The sequence below is a fragment of the Tessaracoccus lacteus genome (assembly GCF_029917005.1).
Classification (GTDB): domain Bacteria; phylum Actinomycetota; class Actinomycetes; order Propionibacteriales; family Propionibacteriaceae; genus Arachnia; species Arachnia lactea.
Window position 1 is genome coordinate 676,969 of sequence record NZ_CP123967.1, and the last position, 22,233, is coordinate 699,201.

Here is a 22,233-nt window from a genome sequence, read left to right on the forward strand (position 1 = left end):
GCCCATGCCCGACATCGTGCTCATCGCCCACGGATCTCCCGATCCGCGTCACCGCGAGGGTCTGGAGACGCTCGCCGAGGCCGTCCGCACCCGCGTGCGTCCCGGCCGGGCCGTCGGCGTCTGCTACCTCGATCACCACGCGCCGTCGCCGACGGACCTCGCGGTCGAGCTCGGCGCCTCCGCCGTCGCGGTCCCGATCCTGCTGACCCCCGCCTACCATGCACGCGTCGACGTGCCGCGCGCCGCCGAGGAACTGGCTTCCGCTGGCTCGCACGTGCGGGTGGCCCGCCCGCTCGGTCCCGACCGGAGGCTGCTCGACGGCTGCGAGGAGTTGCTCGTCGAGGCCGGCGTGCTGCCCCGTCGCACGACCGCGGTCGCCGTCTTCGTCGCCGGGTCCTCCGACACCGCGGCGGTCGCGACCGTCGCCGAGACGATCGCCGACCACCCCCGCGAGGGCTGGGGCCCGTGGCGGGTGGCGGCGCTGGATGGCGGCCGCGCCGTCGAGGAGGTCGTCGCCGAGCTGTCGCTCGAGGCCGACGAGGTCGTCGCCGTCAGCTTCATGGTCGCCGAGGGCGTCCTGCGGGACAGGATGGCGGAGCGCACCGCGAGGCTGGGGGTCGAGATGGTGTCGGGGGCGCTGTCCTCTACCGGGGCGCTCGCGGACCTGGTCGTCGCGCGGGCGGCCCAGCGACTCGGCCTTATGATGAGCGCGTGAGCCAGTACTCCCCGGTCCTGAACCTCCCGCTGCGGCACGCCGGCAAGGTGCGCGAGCTCTATGACATCACCGTCGACGGCAAGCCCCGCATCCTGATGGTGGCCACCGACAACATCTCCGCGTACGACTTCGTGCTCGAGACGCCCATCCCGGACAAGGGCGCGGTCCTGACGCAGCTCAGCCTGTGGTGGTTCGACCAGCTGGCGGATCTCGTTGACAACCACGTCGTGTCCACTGACGTGCCCGCGGCCGTCGCCGGTCGCGCGACGATCGTGGAGGCGCTCGACATGATCGAGGTCGAGTGCGTCGCGCGCGGCTACCTCACCGGCTCCGGCTGGGTCGAGTACCAGGCCTCCCGCACCGTCTGCGGCGTCCCGCTGCCCGAGGGCCTGCGCGACGGCGACCGGCTGCCGGAGCCGATCTTCACCCCAGCCATCAAGGCGCCGCTGGGCGAGCACGACGAGAACGTCGACTACGCGACGGTGGCGTCGATCCACGGCGAGCAGCTCGCCTCGCGGCTGAGGGACCTGACGCTACGCATCTACTCCCGCGCCGCCGACATCGCCGCCGAACGCGGCATCATCCTCGCCGACACCAAGTTCGAGTTCGGCCGCCGCGCCGACGGCACCATCGTGCTGGCCGACGAGGTGCTGACCCCCGACTCGTCGCGCTTCTGGGACGCCGCGGCCTGGCGCCCGGGGGAGTCTCTGCCGAGCTACGACAAGCAGTACGTCCGCGACTGGCTGACCCGCGAGTCCGGCTGGGACAAGGCGTCCGACACCCCGCCGCCCGCCCTGCCCGCCGACGTCGTCGCCGCGACCCGCGACCGCTACCTCGAGGCCTACCGCCTGCTCACCGGCGGCGAGTTCCAGCCGGCCTGACGCATCTGGGCCTCGCTGAAGCCGTAAAGGCTTCATGCCGAGCATTCAGATCAAGGACGTGGCCGAGGACACCCATGCGGTGCTGCGGCAGCGCGCGAGCGCGGCGCACATGTCGTTGCAGGAGTACCTGCGCTCGAAGCTGATAGCCGAGGCCGCGCAGCCGACGGTCGACGAGGTTTTCGACCGGGTCGAAGCCGGGCTGGCGGCTCGCTGTCGCTGGCGGATGCGTTGACCCCACTCCGTTGTTGCCGCGCTGCTGCGAGCTCAGAGACAACCTGACGATCTACGACGCGGCCTACGTCGCCCTCGCCGAGGCCCCGCAGGTGCCCCTGCTGACCGGCGATCGCAGGCTGTCCAGTGCAACCGGTCCCCGCTGCGTGATATAGGTTGTGGAGGCCGGCAACTGATCCCGCCCGCCCGAGTAGGCTCACCCGCATGGCAGTCAAACTCCTCGCGCTCCTCGACGGAACCCTCGCCGACGTCACGCAGCCCATCGTCCGCGCCGATGACCAGGGCGTCGTCCGCGGCGACGGCGTCTTCGACGCGACGCTCGCCATCGCCGGCGTCGCCCGCGACCTGGACGCCCACCTGGAGCGGCTGGCGCAGTCGGCCGCCATGCTGGAGCTCCCAGTGCCGGACGAGGCGGGCTTCCGTCGCGCGGTCGACGCGATCCTCGCCGCCTGGCACTGGGACGCCGACCCGGAGGCCGTGCTGCGGCTGATCCACACCCGCGGCCCCGAGGGTATCGCCGACCAGCCGAACGGCTGGGTGCTGGCCGCCCCGCTCGACGCCGCGTCGATCCGGCAGCGCACCGAGGGCGCGAAGGTCATGGTGCTCGACCGCGGCTTCGAGGGCTCCGGGGTCGCGTCCCTGCCGTGGCTGCTGCCCGGTGCGAAGTCGCTGTCCTACGGCATCAACATGGCGGCGAAGCGCTGGGCGCTGGCCCACGGCGCCGACGACGTCGTGTTCCGCTCCCCGTCGGGAGGCCTGCTCGAGGGCCCGACCTGCAGCGTGGTGCTCGACCTCGACGGCGTGCTCGTCACGCCGCCGCTCGACGGCATCCTCCGTTCGATCACCGTCGAAGAACTCGTGTCGAAGGGGCCCGAACACGGCCTCGACGTCCGCTTCGGCGAGTTGACCGTCGACGACCTCGACCGCTGCCGCGGCGCCTGGCTGCTCTCCAGCGGCCGGATCCTAGCGCGCGTCACACACGTCGACGGCCGCGAGCTGCCCGTCAGCCCGCTCGACGCGCAGGTCGCCCGCGCCGTGGACGTACCGCTGCCGTGATCCGCGTCCCGCCGACGGTCGGCTGGGGTGACCTGAACGACGACCAGCGGGCCTTCCTCGACGGCGTCGGCGTCGCCGCGCGCGGCCTGCTCGGCGCCTCGCTGGTCGTCGACCGAGGCGAGGGCCGCGTGGCTGCTGAGATCACCGAGGTCGAGGCCTACGGCGGCGGGCTGGACCCCGCCGCCCACTCCTACCGCGGCCCGTCGGCCCGCAACGCCGCGACGTTCGGCCCGCCCTGGCACGCCTACGTCTACCGTCACCTCGGGATCCACACGTGCTTCAACGTCGTGGTGGGGGAGGAGGGCGTCCCGTCGGCGGTCCTGGTCCGGGCGGCGCGGATAGTCGAGGGCGTCGACACGGCCCGGGAGCGTCGGGCCGCCAGGGGGCGCACCCGTACCGACGCTGACCTCGCAGCCGGCCCTGCGCGGCTGACCGTCGCGCTCGGCATCGAGGTCAAGGACACCGGGGCCCCGCTCGACGGCAGCACCGGCATCGCGTTGACCCCTCGGACCGCGGCGGAGCCGCCCGTCTCCGTCGGGCCCCGCATCGGCGTCGGCAGCGCGGTCGACTACCCGCTGCGCTTCTGGATCACGGGCGAGCCGACCGTATCGAGGTGAATTGTCGGGGGCGCGGTCTACAGTTCCCGGCATGGACCACCACCCGCAGCAGCGGGCCACCTACCTGTACGTCCGCTGGATGCTGGCGCTGCTCCCCGCGGTCCTGTTCGTCGTAACCGTCGCGTCGTCGGCGATCCGCCAGGACCTGCCCGGGTCGATCTCCGCCTACTACGGCAGCCCGGTCCGCGACGTGTTCGTCGGCGTGATGGTCGCGGTGGCCGTTTGCCTCGTCGCCTACCAGGGAGACACGCCGCTGGAGGACTACAACTTCAACGGCGGCGGCTTCTACGCGGCGTGCGTCGCGTTGATCCCCACCACCTACGCCGTCGGCTCGGTCGACGACGTGTGGAGCCTGCGGTGCTCCGTGACGGTCGTCGCGCTGCTCGCCGCGGTGCTGCTGGCCCGCGAGTGGGCCACCGGCAAGCTCGCGCAGCTGTGGGAGCAGCCGAGCCGAGTGCGCTGGTTCATCGGGGTCACGTTCGCGACGCTCATCGCTTTCCTGGCCATGACGCTGTGGCAACTGTGGACGCCGCCTGCCGAGAGCGTGACGCTCGACGGGCTGACCGGGCTCGGGATACCGCTGCGGGTGCACGACCTGGCGGCGATCCTGCTGATCTGCGCGCTGGCCGTCAGCGTCCTGATGGCGGGGGAGCGGGTCATCTTCGGTGCGATGGTCGTCGGGCCGCTGGCGGCCTGGGGCCTGTCCGCCGCGTTCGCGCCCGGGCACTTCGTGATCCTGCTCGAGTGGTGGGAGATCGTCTGCTTCTGCGTGTTCTGGGTCCGCGCGACGCTGGGCGCCGCCGACGACTGACCGGCGTCAGCGGTCCTGGAAGGCGACGATGCGCTCGATCGCCTCGCGGATCGCGGCGGTGCCGGCCGCGAAGCTGATCCGCACGCTGCGGTGCCCGCCGACGGCGTCGAAGTCGGTGCCGGGCGTCAGCGCCACCCCCGTCGCCTCCAACAGGGCCGCCGCGTAGGCGGATGAGGTGCCGTGGCGCTCCAGCTGCGGGCCGAGGTCTGCGTAGTAGTAGAACGCGCCGTCCGCCGGTGCCGAGACCCCCCACCCCAGCCGGGGCTCGGCGTCGAGGAGGAGTCGACGGGCCTCGGCGAAGTCGCGGACGGCGTCGTCGCACTGCGCGTAGGACGCGTCGGTGAAGGACTCGACGGCGGCGAACTGGGCCGGGGCGGGCGGGCACAGCGCGAGGTTGCCGGCCAGCGCGTCGATGGCGGCCATCAGGTCCGGGGGTGCCAGCAGCCAGCCGACCCGCCACCCCGTCATGCCCCAGTACTTGCTCCAGGATGAGACGACGATCGGACCGGGGCCGAACTCGCGGGCCGAGGTGCCGCGGGAGTCGCCGTAGGTGACGCCGTGGTAGATCTCGTCGCTGACCAGCCGCACACCGTTCGCGTCGCACCAGGCGACCAGCGCGGCCAGCTCGTCCCGCGTGACCATAGTGCCGGTCGGGTTGGCGGGGGAGGCAAGCGCCAGTCCCGCCAGCGGGCTCCGCGCGTGCTCGGCTTCGAGCATCGCGACCGTCGGCTGGAAGCGCACGTCTGCGCCGCAGTCCAGGTCGACGACCTCGCAGCCCAGCGAGCTCAGGATGTTGCGGTACGCGGGGTACCCGGGCCGCGCGAGCGCGACGCGGTCGCCCGCGTCGAAGGCGGCGAGGAAGGCGAGCAGGAAGGCGCCGGACGAGCCGGTGGTGACGGCGATCTCGGACGGGTCGACGTCGATGCCGTACCAGCGGGCGTAGTGGCCGGCCAGCGCCTCGCGCAGCGGCGCGATGCCGAGCGCCGGGGTGTAGCCGAAGGTCGTGTGGGCGGCGTGCAGGCGGGCGGCCTCCTCGTCGACGGCGGTCGGGGCGCCGGCGACCGGCTCGCCCGCGCAGAGCGAGATGACGTCGACGCCGCGGGCGCGCAGCCGGGCCACCTCGTCGAGGATGGTCATGACCTCGAACGGGGGAACCTGAGAGCGGGCCGACACCATGCCGTCGAGGCTACCCGGCAAGGCACGGATCCGGCGGGGTCGCCGCGTTCCCGCCGCGTCGTGGGACGTCGCCCCGTTGCCGGGCCCGGACGCCGTGCCATGCCCTAGAGTGGCGCCATGCCACGCGTCGTCGTCAACGTCATGCCGAAGCCCGAGATCCTCGATCCGCAGGGGAAGGCCGTCACCGGCGCCCTCAAGCGTCTCGGTTTCCAGGGGCTGTCGGTCCGTCAGGGCAAGCGGTTCGAGGTGGAGGTCGAGGGCGAGGTCACTGACGAGGTGCTCGCCGAGATCGGCCGGGCGGCGGAGATGCTGCTCGCCAACACCGTCATCGAGTCCTTCGACGTGGTGGCCGACTGATGACCCGCGTCGGGGTGGTCACGTTCCCCGGATCCCTGGATGACCACGACGCCCTGCGCGCCGTGCAGCTCTCGGGTGCCGAGGCCGTGCCGCTGTGGCACGGCTCCGACTCCATCGAGGGCGTCGACGCCATCGTCCTGCCCGGCGGCTTCTCCTACGGCGACTACCTGCGCTGCGGTGCGATCGCCCGGTTCAGTCCCGTGATGGGCACCGTGATCGACGCGGCGAAGAAGGGCATGCCCGTCCTGGGCATCTGCAACGGTTTCCAGCTGCTGTGCGAGGCGCACCTGCTGCCCGGCGCGATGATCCGCAACGCCGGCCAGAAGTTCATCTGCCGCGACGAGCGCCTGCGCGTCGAGACCATCGACACCACCTGGACCTGCGCCTTCGAGAAGGGGCAGGAGATCACCATCGCGCTGAAGAACGGCGAGGGGAACTACCAGGCCTCGTCCGAGACGCTCAAGCAGCTCGAGGACAGCGACCGCGTCGTATTCCGCTACCTCGACAACCCGAACGGGTCCGCGAACGACATCGCCGGCATCACCAACGAGCGCGGCAACGTCGTCGGCCTGATGCCGCACCCCGAGCACAACGTGGAGGAGCTGACGGGGTCGTCGCTGGATGGCAAGGCGTTCTTCGATTCCGTGCTGCAGTTCCTCGCCGTGCGGGTCTGACTCCTTCCCGCAGACGCCAACGATATTTCCCCGACGCCAACGAAATACACAGACGCCAACGATATACACGCGAATATCGTTGGCGTCTGCGTATTTCGTTGGCGTCTGCAATGGGACAGCCATGAGGGGAGGGCGGGGATGAAGGCGGTCCACGCGTACGAGGCGATGCCCATCGACGAGCTGTACCGGTGGTTCGCGGGCGAGGCCGAGCCGACGTCGCCCGTCTGGGCGACGCTGTGCCGCTGGATCGCGGAGACGCCGACGCTGACCGCGCGCCTCGACGCGCTGCCGGGCCGCAAACGGCAGCCGAACCTGTTCCTCGCCGCCGTCCGCTACCTCGACGGGCCCACCGCCCCGGGGCCGGGGTTCCTCGACTGGGTCGACGGGAACTGGGCGGCCATCGAGGCGACGATCCTTGCTCGGCGCACCCAGACGAACGAGCCTGGCCGCCTGGCCGTGCTCGCCCCGGCGCTCGCAAGCCTGCCTCAGCCGGTCGCGCTGCTGGAGATCGGCTCATCGGCCGGGCTGTGCCTCCTGCCCGACCGGTTCCGCTACCGCCTCCCCACCACCATCGCCGACGGTGCGGCCGCCGGACCCGACGCGCCTGTCCTCGACTGCCGGCACGACGGCGACCCTCCCGCCTCGCCCGCGGATCTTCGCGTCGCGCTGCGCCGCGGCCTCGACCAGCATCCGCTCGCGGCCGACGACCCGGATGACGCGCGCTGGCTGCGGGCGCTGGTCTGGCCGGGCGAGAGCGACAGGGAGGAGCGGCTGACCGCAGCCCTCGCCGTCGCTGCGGCCGATCCGCCCACGATCCTGACCGGCTCCGCCCCCGACGACCTCCCTCCCCTGTTCGACGACCTCCCCGCCGGCTCGACGCCCGTCGTCATGCACTCCGCGACGCTGGCGTACCTCGCGCGCCCCGAGCGCGACGCGGTCGTCGCGGCGGTGCGGAACTCTGGCGCGCGCTGGCTGTCCTTCGAGGGCCCCACCGTCGTGACCAGCCTCCGCGGCCGCACACCGCCCGTCGCCGAGCCGCACTTCGTCCTCGCGCTCGACGGCGAGCCGCTCGCCGTCGCCTCGCCCCACGGCCGCTGGGTCCGCTGGCTGCCGCGCTGACCCGCGCGACGCGGCGGCCGCGCCAGTGGTTGGATGGGGAGCATGAGCTCAGCCAATCTCAGCCAGGTCGAGACCGCGGCGCGCGCCGCAGCGGTCGAGGTGCACAGCTACACGGTCGACGTCGACATCCGCGACGCCCGCGACCCGGGGACGTCGACGTTCCCCGTCACGTCGACGATCGAGCTGAGCATCGCCTCGACAGGCTCGGCGCGTTTCGACAAGCTCAACGAACCGGGGGCGCTCAACGAACCGGGGAACGCCTCGACAGGCTCGGCGCGTTTCGACAAGCTCAACGAACCGGGTGCGCTCAACGAACCGGGGGCGCTCAACGAACCGGGGGCGGTCAACGGACCGCTGTGGATCGATTTCATCGGCGAGGTGGACGCCCTCACGATCGACGGGGAACGGCACGCCGTCCACCACGACGGGGCCCGACTCCAGCTGCCCGCCGTCGCGCCCGGCCGCCACACGGTCGTCGTCGCCGGCCGCGCCCGCTACTCCCGCACCGGCGAGGGCCTGCACCGCTTCATCGACCCGGCCGACGGCGAGACCTACCTCTACACGCAGTACGAGCCCGCCGACGCGCGCCGCGTGTTCCCCAACTTCGAGCAGCCCGACCTGCGCGCGCCGTTCACCATCATCCTCACCGGCCCCGAGCAGTGGTGGCTCGGATCCAACCAGCCGGAGGCCTCCCGCGAGGTCGTCGCCGACGGCGTCGTGCGCGTCACCTACCAGCCGACCGGCGTGCTGTCCACCTATATCACGTGCATCTGCGCCGGCCCGTACCACCGCGAGGTCGACTCCTGGGGCGACATGGAGCTTGGCCTGCTCTGCCGCCGGTCGCTGGCCCGTTACCTCGACGCCGACGTCCTGTTCACCTACACGAAGCAGGGCCTCGACTGGTTCACCGCCAACTTCGGCGACTACCCGTGGGGCGCCAAATACGACCAGATCTTCGTCCCCGAGTACAACCTCGGAGCCATGGAGAACCCCGGACTGGTGACCTTCACGGAGAGCTACCTCTTCCGCTCGCCCGCCACCCCGGCGCAGCTGCAGGCCCGCTGCAACACGCTGGTCCACGAGATGAGCCACATGTGGTTCGGCGACCTCGTGACCTGCCGCTGGTGGGGCGACCTGTGGCTCAAGGAGAGCTTCGCCGAGTTCTCCGGCAGCCACGTCTCGCACGAGGCATGCGGCTTCGACGACGCCTGGGTCAACTTCACCGCCAACCGCAAGGCCAGCGCCTACCTCGCCGACTCGATGCCGACGACCCACCCCGTCATCGCCGACATCCCCGACCTCGAGGCCGCCAAGACCAACTTCGACCGCATCACCTACTCCAAGGGCTCCTCGGCCCTGACGCAGCTGGTGCACTTCGTCGGCCTCGACGCGTTCCTGGCAGGCTCGCGCCGCTACTTCGCCGCGCACGCCCACTCGTCGGCCACGCTCACCGACTTCATCGGCGCCCTGGCCCAGGAGACCGACCGAGACCTCAGCGGCTGGGTGACCGCCTGGCTCGGCACCGCCGGCCACGACACCCTCGCAGCCTCCCTCACGCTCGACGGCGACGCCGTGGCATCGCTGAGCATCACCCGCACGGTCCCAGAGGAGTACCCGGCCGACCGCCCGCACGCCACCACCGTCGGCCTCTACCGCATCGTCGACGGAGCCCTGCGGCTGGAGCGGCGCCTCGACGTCACGGTCGACGCGGCCACGGTCGACGTGCCGGAGGCCGTCGGCGTGCCGGCCCCCGACGCCGTGCTGATCAACGACCTCGACCACACGTTCGCCGCCATCGCGCTCGACGAGTCGACCCGCGCGACGCTCGTGGCCCACCTGGGCGACCTGGATCCGATCGCCCGCGCCGTCGCCTGGACCGCGCTGCGCACCTCGCTCAGGTCCGGCGACCTGTCCGCGGAGGACTTCGTCGACGCCGTGCTCGGCGCGGGGGAGACGCAGACGGGCGTGCTCGCGTCCCTTGTCGCGTGGGCCTTCGACGCCGTCGAACGCTTCACCACCGACACCGCGACGCTCGCCGCCCGCTGGCGCGACGGGGCCCGCGCCGCGGCGCTGGCCGCGGCCCCCGGCTCGCCCGAGCAGCAGATCTGGGCCCGGGCCTACCTCCGCGCCGAGACCCTGGCCGGCGGCGACGTCTCCTGGGTGCAGGACGGCGGCATCCCGGGCCTCGAGCTGTCCGTCGACGTCACCTGGGCCGCGTGGCAGACGCGCGCCGCCCTCGGCGCCGCGACCCCGGGAGAGCTCGACGCGGCCCTGGCCGCCGACGACACCGCCGCGGGCCGGCTCGCCCGCCTCACCTGCTGGTCGGCCACCCCCGACGCCGCGGTCAAGCGGGAGGCCTGGGACCGCGTCCACGTCGTCGACGGCGACGCCAACGCCACGATCGACGCCATCCTCGCCGGCTATAACACGCCGGGCCAGTCGGCGCTGCGGGAGCCGATGCGCCGCCCGTACTTCGAGACGCTGCTGGAGGTCTGGCGCGACCACCCGATCGAGATCGCGCTGCGCCTGGTGCGCGGCGGATTCCCCGATCATGGGGCCGACGAGGGGCGGGCCTGGCTGGACGCCAACCCCGGCGCCCCAGGCACGTTGCGGCGCCAGATCGTCGAGGCTGTCCATGAGGCTCAGGTGGCAGAGCGCGTGCGCGCGACGCGATAGATTGACCCCGTGGCAGACACCGTAGAGAACGCCTTCCAGACTCCCGACGTCGAGCAGCCCTACGCCGCTCTCGGCGTCAAGGACGACGAGTACCTCCGGATCAAGGAGATCCTGGGCCGCCGCCCCACCTCCGCCGAGCTCGCGATGTACTCGGTGATGTGGTCGGAGCACTGCTCGTACAAGTCCTCGAAGGTGCACCTGAAGAAGTTCGGGGAGCTCAGCCAGGACACCCCGCGCGGCCCGCTGCTGGCCGGCATCGGCGAGAACGCCGGCGTGGTCGACATCGGCCAGGGCTACGCCGTCACGTTCAAGGCGGAGTCCCACAACCACCCGTCCTACGTCGAGCCCTACCAGGGCGCGGCGACCGGCGTCGGCGGCATCGTCCGCGACATCCTCGCGATGGGCGCCCGCCCGATCGGCGTGATGGACTCCCTGCGCTTCGGCCCCCTCGACGAGCCCGACACGCACCGCGTGCTGCCCGGCGTCGTCGCCGGCGTCGGCGGCTACGGCAACTGCCTCGGCCTGCCTAACGTCGGGGGAGAGGTCCAGTTCGACCCCTCCTACCTCGGGAACCCGCTCGTCAATGCCCTGTGTGTCGGCGTGCTGCGCCACGAGGACCTGCATCTCGCACGCGCCACCGGCGTCGGCAACCAGGTCATCCTCTTCGGCGCGGCCACGGGCGGCGACGGCATCGGCGGCGCCTCCATCCTGGCCTCCGAGACGTTCGATGAGACCGGCCCGGCCAAGCGCCCCAGTGTCCAGGTGGGCGACCCGTTCATGGAGAAGCTGCTCATCGAGTGCACGCTCGAGCTGTTCCAGGCGGGCATCGTCAACGGCATCCAGGACTTCGGCGCCGCGGGCATCTCGTGCGCCACCTCCGAGCTGGCCTCGGCCGGCGACGGAGGCATGTTCGTCAACCTCGACCTCGTCCCCCTGCGCGACCCCAACCTCGCGCCGGAGGAGATCTTGATGAGCGAGTCTCAGGAGCGCATGATGGCGGTCGTGGAGCCCGCCAACGTCGCGCGCTTCATGGAGATCTGCGCCAAGTGGGACGTGCTCGCGACCGTCGTCGGCGAGGTCACCGACGGCGACCGCCTCATCATCTCCTGGCACGGCGAGACCATCGTCGACGTCGACCCGAAGACCGTCGCGCACGAGGGCCCCGTCTACGACCGCCCGTACCACCGCCCCGGCTGGATCGACGCGCTGAACGCCGACCGCGCCGAGGACCTCCCGCGCGACAACTCGGCCTACGCCGTCCGGGCCATGCTTCTGCGGGTCCTCGCGCACCCGAACGTCGCCGACAAGACCTGGGTGACGCAGCAATACGACCGCTACGTGCGCGGCAACTCCGTGCTCGCCCAGCCGGAGGACGCCGGCATGCTCCGCATCGACGAGTCCACCGGGCTCGGCATCGCGCTCGCGCTCGACGCCAACTCCCGGTTCTCGTACCTCAACCCGTACCTCGGCGCACAGCTGTCGCTGGCCGAGGCCTACCGCAATGTCGCCGTCACCGGCGCCGAGCCGGTCGCCATCACCGACTGCCTTAACTTCGGCTCGCCCGAGGACCCCGAGGTCATGTGGCAGTTCTCCGAGGCCATCCTCGGCCTGGTCGACGCCTGCCGTGAGCTCGGCATCCCCGTCACCGGCGGCAACGTCAGCCTTTACAACCAGACCGCCTCGACGCCGATCCTCCCGACGCCCACCGTCGGCGTGATGGGCGTGATCGACGACGTTGCGACGCGGCTGCGCTCCGGCTTCACGCACCCGGGCGACGCCGTGCTCCTGCTCGGCGAGACCCGCGAGGAGCTCTCCGGGTCGATCTGGGAGGCCGTCGCGCACGACGGGCACCTGGGCGGCACGCCCCCGCAGGTCGTGCTCGGCGCGGAGAAGGCGTTGGCCGACGTGCTGGGGGAGGCGGCCCGCCGCGGCCTGCTCTCCTCGGCCCACGACGTCAGCGAGGGCGGCCTCGGCGTCGCGCTGGCCGAGTCGGCGTTCCGCAACGGGCTCGGCTTCGCCGTGACGCTGCCGGGCGACGACCCGACCGTCGCGCTGTTCTCCGAGTCCGCCGCCCGCGCCGTCGTGTCGCTGTCGGGGGCGTACCTGGCCGAGCTCGAGGCGCTGTGCGCGCAGCACGGCGTGCCCGTCGCCCGCATCGGCGAGGTCACCGGCGGGGGCGAGCTCGAGTTCGTCGGTGCGTTCACCGTCGACCTCGACGAGGCCCGCCGCGCCTGGGAGGCCCCGCTCCCCGCCGCCCTGGGCTGAGGCCTCAGGCCTTCACGGGCAGGATCAGGTCCGTCCGCAGCGCCTCGGGCGCCTCGGACGGGTCGGTCACGTAGACCTCGATCCACACGCCGCTCGGCGACGCCGCGGCCTGCGCGGTGAGATCGGCCCAGGCCGCGCCCAGCCCGTCGTAGGTGCCGACGTGCGTGGTCGCCAGCGCTGGTCCGGCGGGCAGTTGCGAGCCGACCACGGACACGTCGCCCGCGGGCAGCGGCCCGGCGAGGGCCGTCGCGACGGGGAACCCAACCTCAAGGTCGAAGATGCCGTCGGGATCGCCGTGGTACATCGCCAGGGCGGGGCCGGTCGGGTCGAGCGCGCCGCTGCCGACGAGGTTGCCGAGCGCGGGGAAGCCCTCGTCGAAGGCGGCGGGCAGCCCCTCCAGGCCGATGCCCTCGTAGCGGACCACGGTCAGCGGCGTCGCCGCGAGCTCGATGGGCGTGGGTGCGGAGAACGGTTCCTCGGGAAATGCAGGATCGGTCATGTCGCCCATCCTCGCAGGTGGGTGCGACATGACCGATCGTCAGTCAGCGGAGGCTCTTGGCCGCCCGCGAGTACTGCAGCGGGAAGTCCTCGTCGGCGCCGAGCGTGCGCGACGCGCGCACACCCCAGTACGGATCGAGCAGCAGCGGCCGACCCAGCGCGACCACGTCGGCCTGCCCGTCGACCAGGATCTGCTCGGCCTGGGCCGGCTCCGTGATGTTGCCGACCGCGACGGTTGGCAGCCCGGTGGCCTCGCGGACACGTGCCGCGAACGGCACCTGGTAGCCGGGGCCGGTGGCCGCTCCCGGCCACGGGGTGTTGCCACCCGTGGAGACGTGCACGATGTCGACGCCGTGCTCCTTCAGGGACTTCGTGAGCTCGACCGTCTGGTCGGTGGTCCAGCCCTCGGGCTCGAGCCAGTCGGTGGCCGAAAGGCGGAACATGACGGGGTAGTCCTCGCCGACCGCGGCGCGGACCGCGTCGGCGATCTCGGCGGCCAGGCGCGAGCGGTTCTCCAGGGAGCCGCCGTACTGGTCGGTGCGCTGGTTCGACTGCGGCGAAAGGAACTGGTGGACGAGGTAGCCGTGTGCGGCGTGCACCTCGATCATCTGGTAGCCGGCTGCCACCGCGCGGCGGGAGGCCTCGGCGAAGGCGTCGACGACGCCCGCGATCTCAACCAGCGACAGGTCGTGCGGCACGGGCAGCACATCGTCGAACGCGATGGCGCTGGGGCCGACGACCTCCCAGCCGAGGCGATCGGTGGCGGGATCGAGCGGCTGGCCCCCCAGGAACTCGCGGTTCGTGCTGGCCTTGCGGCCGGCGTGCGCGAGCTGGACGACGGGCACAACGCCCTGCTCCTTCATGAAGTCGGTCAGCCGGCGGTGGCCGGCAACCTGGTCGTCGTTCCAGAGCCCGAGGTCCCAGGCGGTGATGCGGCCCTCGGGGACGACCGCGGTGGCCTCCACGACGATCGCGCCGACGCCGCCGACGGCGCGGGCGCCGTAGTGCTGCGCGTGCCACTCGCCGGGCACGCCCGTCAGGGGGCCCTCGGCGGGGGCGCTGTACTGACACATCGGCGCCATCCACAGGCGGTTCGGGATGGTCAGCCCGCGCAGGGTGATGGGGGAGAAGAGCCGGGTCGTGGTCACTTGAGCCCCTCCAGGATGTTCTCGGCGAGGGGGGCGGACGAGGCCGGGTTCTGGCCCGTCAGCACGTTGCGGTCCGTCACGGTGTGCGGCTGGAAGGGAGCGCCCACCTCGACGGTCAGGCCGGCCTCGGTGAGGCGGTCCTGCAGGAGCCACGGAGCCTTGTCGGCGAGGCCGCCGATCTTCTCCTCGGCATTGGTGAAGGCCGTGATGGTGTAGCCGGCGAAGGCGTTGCGGCCGTCGGCATTCTTGGCGGCCAGCAGGGCGGCGGGGCCGTGACAGACGACGCCGACGAGCTTGCCGGACGTCACCGCGTCGGCCAGCAGCCGGCCGGAGTCGGCGTCGACGGCGAGGTCCTCCATGGGGCCGTGGCCGCCGGGCACGAAGACCGCGGCGTAGTCCGCGAGATCGACGTCGGCGATGGCGATGGGGGCCTTCAGCTCGGGTTGGTCGACGGAGATGTCGTCGGTCAGGCTGGCGGGGTCGACGGGCGGCACGACGCCGCCCGGGGTGGCGACCTGCACGGCGTAGCCGGCGTCCTTGAAGATCTGCAACGGCGTGACGGCCTCCTCGGCCCAGAAGCCGGTGCGGTGCGCGGTGCCGTCGTTCAGGGTCCAGGTGTCGGATCCGGTCATCAGAAAGAGAATCGTGTTCATGGGGTCATCCTCTCGTTCCATTGGGCCAAGCCTACGTCGCGAATCATCGGAATTGAAATCGATCGACCGATAGTTCCCATCGGGGAGCCGATGGGTCGTGCGGCATGCGGGGCGTACGATGTAGGCATGTCGGACACGCGTACCCCCTTGGATCTGAACCTGCTGCGGACCTTTCTCTGTGTCTACCGCGTCGGGTCCCTCACGGGTGCGGCGCCGGGGCTCGGGCTCTCGCAGCCGACCGTCACGGCGCAGGTCCGCGCGCTGGAGGAGCGGCTCGGCCGCCAGCTGTTCGAGAGGCTCGCTCGCGGCGTGCAGCCGACCGCGTTCGCGCACGAGCTGGCAGCGCGGGTGGCGGCGCCGCTGGACCAGCTGGCGGGGCTCGATGACGACGGCCCGCTCGGCGTCCGCGTGGCGCCGGTCCACCTGGCCGGCCCCTCCGAGCTGCTGTGCACGCGGGTGCTCCCGGCGCTCGCCCCGCTGGTCTCGCAGGGGGTTGAACTGCGCGTCGCGCAGGGCATGACGGACGAGCTGATGGACGAGATGCGCGGCGGCCAGCACGACCTGGTCATCGCCACCCGTCGTCCCCGCGGGAAGGGGCTCGTGTCGACGCCGCTCACCGACGCGCAGTACGCGCTGGTAATCTCGCCCGCGTGGGCCGACCGGGGCGTGCCGCTGGCGGCGACCGGGTGCGAGCTGTGCGACGCGCTGCGTCAGGTCCCACTCGTTGCCTACGCCGAGGACCTGCCCATCGTGCGCCGCTACTGGCGCACCGCGCTCAACAAGCAGGCGGCGAGGGAAGCGTCGCTGACGGTGCCGAACCTGCATGCCGTCGTGTCGGCGGTGACGTCCGGGGCGGGCTACTCCGTGGTTCCGCGTGAGCTGTGCGAGGAGCACCTGGCGGACGGGCGGCTGGTCGAGCTGAACGTCGGCCAGGAGCCCCCACTCAACACGTTCTTCCTCGTCCGTCGACCTGGGGCCGAGGCGAACGCGCACGTCGGGGCGGTCGAGCGGGCGCTGGCGGAGGCCGCGAAGAGCTGGTGACGGGCCGGTCGTGGGCTGCCGCGCAGCTCTGCGCGACAGCCCACGATCCCCCAGAGGCCGGCCACATCGGGGCCGACGTGAACGCGTCAGGTGCGCACGCCGGTGTGCGCACCCGCCGCGAGATCAGGCGAGGCTCAGCTCGAGGAGCGGGCTCCGCTGTGCCGTGGTCGTGATGGCGCAGTCCGGGGATCCCCACGCCGAGGCTCGACGACGGTGAACCGCACGCTCTGGCGCAGCGCCTCCTTCGCCTCGGACGCCGCGCGCTGCACGCACGTCGCCTCGATGTCGCCGACCGGCAGCACGTCGACGTTCCTCGGGAACGGGCCGGGGCGGCCGACGCGGACCATCCGGGCTCGGCCGGCGGTGGTGAGGCGCTCGAGCTCGGTCAGCGAGCGCTCCTGCTCGGGGAGCAGGAAGAGCGTCGACAACAGTTGCCCCTGGAAGTCCGATCGGAGGAGGCGGCTCAGAGTGGCGGCGGTTGCTTCATGTAAGAATGAAATGAAAAGCGTCACTTCCGGTCGTGGGTAGGGTGCGTTGACGCCTGACGCTGAGGCAGACCGCCCGCTGAGTAGGGTGGATGCATGAGCCTCCATGAAGCAGCAGAAGCAGTGATCTCCTCCGTCCTCACCGACCTGAAGCGGCTCATCGCCATCCCATCGGTCTCGTCCATCAGCGAGCACGACGACGACGTGCTGGCCGCCGCGGACGTCGTCGCTCACCTGCTGCGCGACGTCGGCTGCCCCACTGTCGAGCTCCTCGAGGTGCCCGGCGGCAAGCCCGCGGTATACGGCCACTTCCCGGCCCCCGAGGGTGCGCCCACCGTGCTCCTCTACGCGCACTACGACGTCCAGCCCACCGGAGATCCCGACGCCTGGACGTCGCCCGCCTTTGCCCCGTCGGAGCGCGACGGCCGCCTCTACGCGCGCGGCGCGGCCGACGACAAGGGCGGCATCGCGGTGCACCTCGGCGCACTCCGTGCCTTCGAGGGGAAGCCCCCCGTGGGCGTGAAGGTGTTCATCGAGGGCGAGGAGGAGATCGGCTCGCCCAGCATGGAGGGCCTGTTCGAGAAGTTCGGCGACCGGCTGCACGCCGACGTGTTCGTCATCGCGGATGCCGTCAACTGGAAGGTTGGGGAGCCGTCGCTGACCGCGACGCTGCGCGGCTCGGTCGACGCCGTCGTGACCGTCTCGACGCTCCAGACGGGCCTGCACTCCGGCCAGTTCGGCGGCGTCGTCCCCGACGCGCTGACGGCGCTCTGCCGCCTGCTCGCGACCCTGCACGACGAGGCGGGCAACGTCGCGATCGAGGGGCTGAAGACGTCGCCGGAGCCCACCGTCGAGTACGACGAGGACCGCCTCCGCGAGGAGACCGGCATCCTGGAGGGCGTCGAGTGGATCGGCGACGGCTCCGCCGCCTCGCGCATGTGGGCCAAGCCGTCCGCCTCCGTGCTGGCGATCGACACCACCCGACTGAAGGACGCGTCCAACACGCTCATCCCCAGCGCGAAGGCCAAGGTCAGCGTCCGCATCGCGCCCGGCGACGACCCCGTCTCGGCCACGAAGGCGCTCGTCGACCACCTGCACAGCCACGCCCCGTGGGGGGCCCACGTCGACGTGCAGCCCGGCCGCCACGGCTCCGGCAGCGAGTTCACGCTGAGCGGCGAGCTGAACGAGAAGGTGCAGTCCGCGTTCCGCGAGGCCTTCGGGGTCGAGGCGGTCGCGATCGGCACCGGCGGCTCCATCCCGATCGCCGCCGAGTTCGCCGAGCGCAACCCCGGCGCCGCGGTTCTCCTGACCGCGGTGGTCGACCCCACCTCCCGCATGCACGGCATCGACGAGTCCGTCGACCTCGGCGACCTCGCCAAGGCCGTCGTCGCCGAGACCCTCCTGCTGCAGAACCTGGCCTGAGTCGTGACCGACGCCCGCGCCGAGGAGGCTGCCCGCTCCGTGCTGGCGACCTTCGGCGGCCGGGCGCTGGGCGTGCCCCGCACCCGGCTGGCCACGGTCGCCCGGCCCGGCCGGCCGCGCGGCGAGTGGCACTACTGGTGGCAGGCGCACCTGATCGACTGCCTCGTCGACGCGCGGCTGCGCGGCAGCGCACTGGTCGATGACCGCCTCATCCGCAGCCACATCCGAGGCGTCTGGCTGCGCAACGGGCTCCGGTTCCGCAACGGCTACTTCGACGACATGGCATGGCTGGCGCTGGCCACGCAGCGGTTCGGTCGCCTGGGCGGGGCCGACGGCGCGACGCGGCGCCTGCGGCCCGTGCTGGAGTCGGCACTGCGGCACGACTGGGGCGGCGGGGCGCTGTGGAGCACGCAGCGGGACTTCATCAACACCGCCGCCACCGGGCCCATCGCGCTGTTCCTGGCTCGCGCCGGGGAGCGCGACGTCCCGCGACGCATGCTGGGCTGGCTGCGTGCCAACCTCGCCGATGCCGACGGCCTGATGCGCGACGGGCTGCGGGTGGTCGAGGGCCGGCTCGTGCCCGTCTCGGATGTCTTCACCTACAACCAGGGGCCGGTGCTCGGCCTGATGCTGGAACTCGGCGGCGATGAACTCCCGGCCGCCGAGGCCCACGTCAGGGCGGTGGCCCGGCGCCTGACCAGGCCCGGGACGCGCGTGCTGCGCACCCACGGCGCGGGCGACGGCGGGCTGTTCAGCGGAATCCTGACCCGCTACCTCGCGCTGGCCGCCGCCGACCCGCGGCTTGACCGTCAGGCGCGCATCCTCGCCGGCGAGGTCGTGACCGCCACGGCTGACGACCTGTGGGACCGCCGCGCCGTGCGCGGCTGGCGCGGCCGGCCGGTCGTTGTGTTCCCCCAGGACACCCACGCGGACGCCGTCGGCGAGACCGCCGAGTTGTCCACACAGCTCCAGGCGTGGATGGCACTGGAGGCGGCTGCCGTCACGGTCGCGGCGCTACGGTGATGGCATGCCTCGCACAGAGAGAGACTCACTCGGAGAGCTCCAGATACCCGATGACGCGTACTGGGGCATCAACACCGCGCGCGCGATGGAGAACTTCCCCATCAGCCGCCGCGAGATCAGCGTCTACCCGGACCTGATCATCGCCTACGCCCAGGTGAAACAGGCCGCGGCCAGGGCGAACAAGGAGATCGGGGTGCTGGACGCCAGGCGGGCCGACCTGATCGACCGCGCTGCCCAGGACATCATCGACGGCGAGTTGCACGAACAGTTCGTCGTGGGTGTCATCCAGGGCGGCGCAGGCACGTCGACCAACATGAATGTGAACGAGGTCATCGCCAACCGCGCGCTCGAGCTCGCGGGCCGCCAGAAGGGCGACTACGACTTCCTCTCGCCCAACGACCACGTCAACCGATCGCAGTCCACCAACGACACGTATCCCAGCGCCGTCAAGCTGTCCATCGCCTACGGCCTCGGCCGCCTCGCGCAGGAGATGCGGCTGCTGCGCAGCTCCTTCGCCACCAAGGGGCGCGAGTTCCGTGAGGTCCTGAAGGTGGGCCGCACACAGTTGCAGGACGCCGTGCCGATGACGCTCGGGCAGGAGTTCCGCGGCTTCGCCACGACCCTGGGCGAGGACATCGCGCGCATCGAGGACGTCCGGCCGCTGCTGCTGGAAGTCAACCTCGGTGCCACCGCGATCGGCACCGGCATCGCGTCGGTGCCCGACTTCGGCCCGGCCGTCATCTCGCACCTGCGGGAGATCACCGGGTTCGACGGGCTCGTGGAGGCGGGCGACCTGATCGAGGCGACCAGCGACACCGGCGTGTTCATGTCCGCGTCGTCGGTCATGAAGCGGGCGGCGATGAAGCTGTCGAAGATCTGCAACGACCTGAGGCTGCTGAGCTCGGGACCGCAGGCCGGGCTGGGGGAGATCAACCTCCCCGCGAAGCAGGCCGGGAGCTCGATCATGCCCGGCAAGGTGAACCCGGTCATCCCGGAGGCGGTCAACCAGGTCGCGTTCATCATCGCCGGCTCCGACGTGACCATCGCGATGGCGAGCGAGGCCGGACAGCTGCAGCTGAACGCCTTCGAGCCGGTCATGGCCCACGTGCTGCTGCAGAACACTGCCTGGTTGCGCCGGTCCGTCCGCACGCTGCGGATCAACTGCGTCGACGGGATCACGGCCAACACCGCGCACCTGCAAGCGATGGTCGACAGCTCCGTCGGCGTCATCACGGCGCTGATCCCGCGGATCGGGTATCTGCACGCCGCCCGGCTGGCGAAGCAGGCTCTGCACGAGGGGGTGCCCGTCCGGTCGCTGATCCTGGCGGAGGGGTTGATGGCGCCCGAAGAGCTGGACAAGGCCCTCGACCCGCACGGACTGTCTGGCGGGCTGTTCGACACGGGCGTGCTGCCGAGCCTGTCGCCGGAGGTGATTGCCGGGCTCGAGGCCCAGCTCGACGAGGCGGACCGCAGGGACCTCGCCTGAACGGACTACAGGTGCTTGCCGCCAGTGACGGGCAGCACCGCGCCGGAGGTGTAGCTGGCGTCCTCGGAGGCCAGGTAGACGTAGGCGCCTGCCAGCTCGGCCGGCTGCCCCGCCCGGCCGAGCGGCGTGTCCTGGCCGAAGGTCGCCAGCCGCTCGGCGTCCCAGCCTGTGCCGGGAATCAGTGGCGTCCAGATCGGCCCGGGTGCCACGGCATTGACCCGGATGCCCTTCTCGCCCAGTTCATCGGCGGCGGCCTGCACGAACGCGACCTGGGCCGCCTTGGTCATGGCGTAGTCGATGATCGAGTGCGACGGGCTGTACGCCTGGATCGACGCGGTCACGATGATCGAGCTGCCCGGTCCCAGCCGAGGCACGGCCGCCCGAGCGCTCCACAACATGCCGTACAGGTTCGTCCGGAAGACCCGGTCGAACTCCTCGGTGGGCAGCGTCTCGATGCCGTCGCGGTCCTTCTGGTATCCGGCGTTGAGTACCAGGATGTCGAGGCCTCCGAACTCCTCGACCGTGGACTCCACGATGCCCGTGGCGAAGTCCTCGTCGCGAACGTCTCCCGGCAGGGAGAGCCCCCGGTGGCCGGCCTGCTCGATCAGGGCTACGGTGTCGTCCGCGTCGACCTGCTCCTCGGGGAGGTGGGCGATCGCCACGTCGGCGCCCTCCCGCGCGAAGGCTATGGCGACGGCGCGTCCGATGCCTGAGTCGCCGCCGGTGATCAGCGCCCTGCGGCCGGCCAACCTTCCGCTGCCGGTGTAGCTGTCTTCGCCGTGATCCGGCCTGGGTGAGGTCTGGTCGGTGAGGCCGGGCTGGCTCTGCTCCTGATCCGGGAAGCCGCCCGTGTGGTGGCTGGTGCGCGGGTCCGTGGTCATATCCTGTCCCTTCTGTCTGGCTCTCCTGGGGCTGTCGACTCTACGTAGCGGTGCGGGTCAGTCCCTCCCGCGGCTCGCTTCGTCGGGGAGTGCGGAGACGGGGATCAGCACGATGTCCTGCGCCTTCCAGTCCAGCGCGGCGACGTCGTCGCGGGTCGCCTCCAGTTGCTCCAGCGACACCTCGGTGCGGGGGATCACGAACACCTCGATGTGGAAGACCTGGCCCATGTCGCGCATTCGCACGGAGGCGTCGCGCACCCAGGCTTCGCTGCGGACCCGCCTCACGATGTCGCGGATCAGAGGGTGGGGCTCCGAGTCGTCGAAGCTGCGGGCGCGCTGGTCCATCAGGTCGAGGATCGCCGAGGACAGGTTGGTCCAGCCGTCCTTGACGATGCCCAGCGAGATGAACAGAGCGGCCACGCCGTCGAGCCACCACAGGCCGAGTCCGATGCCGAGCACGCCGACGACGGAGGCCGCGGTCGTGGTCCAGTCCGCCTTCGACATGTCGGCGTCGGTGAACAGCACCTTGTTGTGCAGGTCGGGGGCCAGCTTCACTTTCGCGCGGCCGTAGACGAATGGTCCCCACATGGTGAAGATCATCACGGCGACCATGCACCAGCCGAGCCAGACGGTGTGGCCGAACAGGCTCACGGTGCCGATGGCGGGGTGTTCCGCGCGGAGCAGCCCCATGGCCGACTCGACGGCGAGCAGCGCGCCGATCAGCAGCAGCGCGACCCCGGCCACGAGGTGGCCGACGCCCATCGCCCGGTGGAGGCCGTACGGGAATCGACGGCTCGGCCTGTGCCGGATGAACAGCAGCGCGACCAGGAACGAGATCTGGGGCAGCAGGGAGAGGATGTCCTCGACCCAGGCGGTCTTCATGGCCTGTGAGCCGCCGAGCACCAGGGCGATCAGGGTGATGGTCACCGCGCTGTAGCCGAGGGTGAACCACTCCCAGAAGATGGCCTTGCGCAGGGCCTCCTGCTGACGCTCGGGCAGGTCCGTGCGCCCCATCGAC

Annotated in this window: 21 protein-coding genes and 1 pseudogene; 15 read left to right on the forward strand and 7 right to left on the reverse strand. The window is 71.7% G+C overall.

All coding sequences use genetic code 11. From position 1 onward, the window contains the following. Nucleotides 1-4 precede the first annotated feature (4 nt). The 6 genes and pseudogenes from QH948_RS03035 to QH948_RS03060 all read left to right on the forward strand — a co-directional run bounded on the left by QH948_RS03035 (nucleotide 5) and on the right by QH948_RS03060 (nucleotide 4,311). Entirely contained in the window at nucleotides 5-715 is a 711-nt protein-coding gene (locus QH948_RS03035) for a sirohydrochlorin chelatase (protein WP_281145470.1), read from the forward strand. Continuing rightward, a pseudogene (locus QH948_RS03040) lies at nucleotides 712-1,578 on the forward strand (phosphoribosylaminoimidazolesuccinocarboxamide synthase); the annotation flags it as partial. The gene QH948_RS03035 and the pseudogene QH948_RS03040, both read left to right, overlap by 4 nt. A gap of 52 nt (nucleotides 1,579-1,630) precedes the next feature. After that, complete coding sequence (locus QH948_RS03045) at nucleotides 1,631-1,828, forward strand: FitA-like ribbon-helix-helix domain-containing protein (protein ID WP_281145471.1); 198 nt, start codon at nucleotides 1,631-1,633, stop codon at nucleotides 1,826-1,828. Nucleotides 1,829-2,031: 203 nt separating this feature from the next. Beyond that, nucleotides 2,032-2,883 carry an aminotransferase class IV gene (locus QH948_RS03050; protein WP_281145472.1) on the forward strand — a complete coding sequence of 284 codons (852 nt, stop codon included), beginning with the start codon at nucleotides 2,032-2,034 and terminating at the stop codon, nucleotides 2,881-2,883. Further along, nucleotides 2,880-3,500, forward strand: coding sequence for a DNA-3-methyladenine glycosylase (locus QH948_RS03055; RefSeq protein ID WP_281145473.1), 621 nt, complete (start codon nucleotides 2,880-2,882; stop codon nucleotides 3,498-3,500). The genes QH948_RS03050 and QH948_RS03055 overlap by 4 nt, the downstream gene beginning before the upstream one ends. A gap of 31 nt (nucleotides 3,501-3,531) precedes the next feature. Then, nucleotides 3,532-4,311, forward strand: a complete 780-nt coding sequence (locus tag QH948_RS03060; RefSeq protein WP_281145474.1) for a hypothetical protein — start codon at nucleotides 3,532-3,534, stop codon at nucleotides 4,309-4,311. A 6-nt stretch (nucleotides 4,312-4,317) separates the two neighbouring features. On the opposite strand, the gene QH948_RS03065 is transcribed toward QH948_RS03060, so the two are convergent. Continuing rightward, nucleotides 4,318-5,487: a pyridoxal phosphate-dependent aminotransferase gene (locus QH948_RS03065; protein ID WP_281145475.1), complete on the reverse strand. Its 1,170-nt coding sequence runs from the start codon at nucleotides 5,485-5,487 to the stop codon at nucleotides 4,318-4,320. Between the two features lie 117 nt (nucleotides 5,488-5,604). On the opposite strand from QH948_RS03065, the gene purS reads away from it, so the two are divergent. From purS to purL, 5 genes are all read left to right on the forward strand, one after another. Further along, nucleotides 5,605-5,844 carry a phosphoribosylformylglycinamidine synthase subunit PurS gene (gene purS / locus QH948_RS03070; protein ID WP_281145476.1) on the forward strand — a complete coding sequence of 80 codons (240 nt, stop codon included), beginning with the start codon at nucleotides 5,605-5,607 and terminating at the stop codon, nucleotides 5,842-5,844. Beyond that, nucleotides 5,844-6,518 carry a phosphoribosylformylglycinamidine synthase subunit PurQ gene (gene purQ, locus QH948_RS03075; RefSeq protein ID WP_281145477.1) on the forward strand — a complete coding sequence of 225 codons (675 nt, stop codon included), beginning with the start codon at nucleotides 5,844-5,846 and terminating at the stop codon, nucleotides 6,516-6,518. The genes purS and purQ overlap by 1 nt, the downstream gene beginning before the upstream one ends. 138 nt (nucleotides 6,519-6,656) lie before the next feature. Continuing rightward, nucleotides 6,657-7,637 (forward strand): DUF2332 domain-containing protein, encoded by a 981-nt coding sequence (locus QH948_RS03080; RefSeq protein WP_281145478.1) that lies wholly within the window; start codon nucleotides 6,657-6,659, stop codon nucleotides 7,635-7,637. Between the two features lie 42 nt (nucleotides 7,638-7,679). Beyond that, complete coding sequence (gene pepN / locus QH948_RS03085) at nucleotides 7,680-10,313, forward strand: aminopeptidase N (RefSeq protein ID WP_281145479.1); 2,634 nt, start codon at nucleotides 7,680-7,682, stop codon at nucleotides 10,311-10,313. Between the two features lie 9 nt (nucleotides 10,314-10,322). Beyond that, entirely contained in the window at nucleotides 10,323-12,578 is a 2,256-nt protein-coding gene (purL, locus tag QH948_RS03090; protein WP_281145480.1) for a phosphoribosylformylglycinamidine synthase subunit PurL, read from the forward strand. Nucleotides 12,579-12,582: 4 nt separating this feature from the next. On the opposite strand, the gene QH948_RS03095 is transcribed toward purL, so the two are convergent. Genes QH948_RS03095 through QH948_RS03105 form a run of 3 tightly spaced genes read right to left on the reverse strand, consistent with a single transcriptional unit; the run spans nucleotide 12,583 to nucleotide 14,877 of the window. Then, the gene (locus QH948_RS03095) at nucleotides 12,583-13,077 is read right to left on the reverse strand and encodes a GyrI-like domain-containing protein (RefSeq protein ID WP_281145481.1); all 495 of its coding nucleotides are present in this window, start codon (nucleotides 13,075-13,077) and stop codon (nucleotides 12,583-12,585) included. 43 nt (nucleotides 13,078-13,120) lie between these two features. Continuing rightward, nucleotides 13,121-14,224, reverse strand: a complete 1,104-nt coding sequence (locus QH948_RS03100) for an NADH:flavin oxidoreductase/NADH oxidase (RefSeq protein WP_281145482.1) — start codon at nucleotides 14,222-14,224, stop codon at nucleotides 13,121-13,123. Continuing rightward, nucleotides 14,221-14,877 (reverse strand): type 1 glutamine amidotransferase domain-containing protein, encoded by a 657-nt coding sequence (locus tag QH948_RS03105; RefSeq protein WP_281145483.1) that lies wholly within the window; start codon nucleotides 14,875-14,877, stop codon nucleotides 14,221-14,223. Before QH948_RS03105 ends, QH948_RS03100 begins: the two co-directional genes overlap by 4 nt. 126 nt (nucleotides 14,878-15,003) lie before the next feature. On the opposite strand from QH948_RS03105, the gene QH948_RS03110 reads away from it, so the two are divergent. Continuing rightward, a complete protein-coding gene (locus tag QH948_RS03110) occupies nucleotides 15,004-15,918 on the forward strand; it encodes a LysR family transcriptional regulator (protein ID WP_281145484.1) in 915 nt (304 codons plus the stop codon). Nucleotides 15,919-16,052: 134 nt separating this feature from the next. On the opposite strand, the gene QH948_RS03115 is transcribed toward QH948_RS03110, so the two are convergent. Then, nucleotides 16,053-16,346, reverse strand: coding sequence for a hypothetical protein (locus tag QH948_RS03115; protein ID WP_281145485.1), 294 nt, complete (start codon nucleotides 16,344-16,346; stop codon nucleotides 16,053-16,055). Nucleotides 16,347-16,499: 153 nt separating this feature from the next. On the opposite strand from QH948_RS03115, the gene QH948_RS03120 reads away from it, so the two are divergent. From QH948_RS03120 to QH948_RS03130, 3 genes are read left to right on the forward strand one after another with little or no spacing between them, the layout of a single operon-like run. Further along, nucleotides 16,500-17,825, forward strand: a complete 1,326-nt coding sequence (locus tag QH948_RS03120; protein ID WP_281145486.1) for a dipeptidase — start codon at nucleotides 16,500-16,502, stop codon at nucleotides 17,823-17,825. A 3-nt stretch (nucleotides 17,826-17,828) separates the two neighbouring features. Next, on the forward strand, nucleotides 17,829-18,848 hold the full coding sequence (locus tag QH948_RS03125; RefSeq protein WP_281145487.1) for a hypothetical protein: 1,020 nt from the start codon (nucleotides 17,829-17,831) through the stop codon (nucleotides 18,846-18,848). Between the two features lie 4 nt (nucleotides 18,849-18,852). Continuing rightward, a complete protein-coding gene (locus QH948_RS03130) occupies nucleotides 18,853-20,334 on the forward strand; it encodes an aspartate ammonia-lyase (RefSeq protein ID WP_281145488.1) in 1,482 nt (493 codons plus the stop codon). A gap of 5 nt (nucleotides 20,335-20,339) precedes the next feature. Here QH948_RS03130 and QH948_RS03135 read toward each other — a convergent pair whose 3' ends face one another. Both QH948_RS03135 and QH948_RS03140 read right to left on the reverse strand, forming a co-directional pair. After that, nucleotides 20,340-21,215, reverse strand: a complete 876-nt coding sequence (locus QH948_RS03135; protein WP_281145489.1) for an SDR family oxidoreductase — start codon at nucleotides 21,213-21,215, stop codon at nucleotides 20,340-20,342. Nucleotides 21,216-21,272: 57 nt separating this feature from the next. After that, nucleotides 21,273-22,229 (reverse strand): cation efflux transmembrane domain-containing protein, encoded by a 957-nt coding sequence (locus QH948_RS03140; protein ID WP_281146120.1) that lies wholly within the window; start codon nucleotides 22,227-22,229, stop codon nucleotides 21,273-21,275. Between the last annotated feature and the right edge of the window lie 4 nt (nucleotides 22,230-22,233).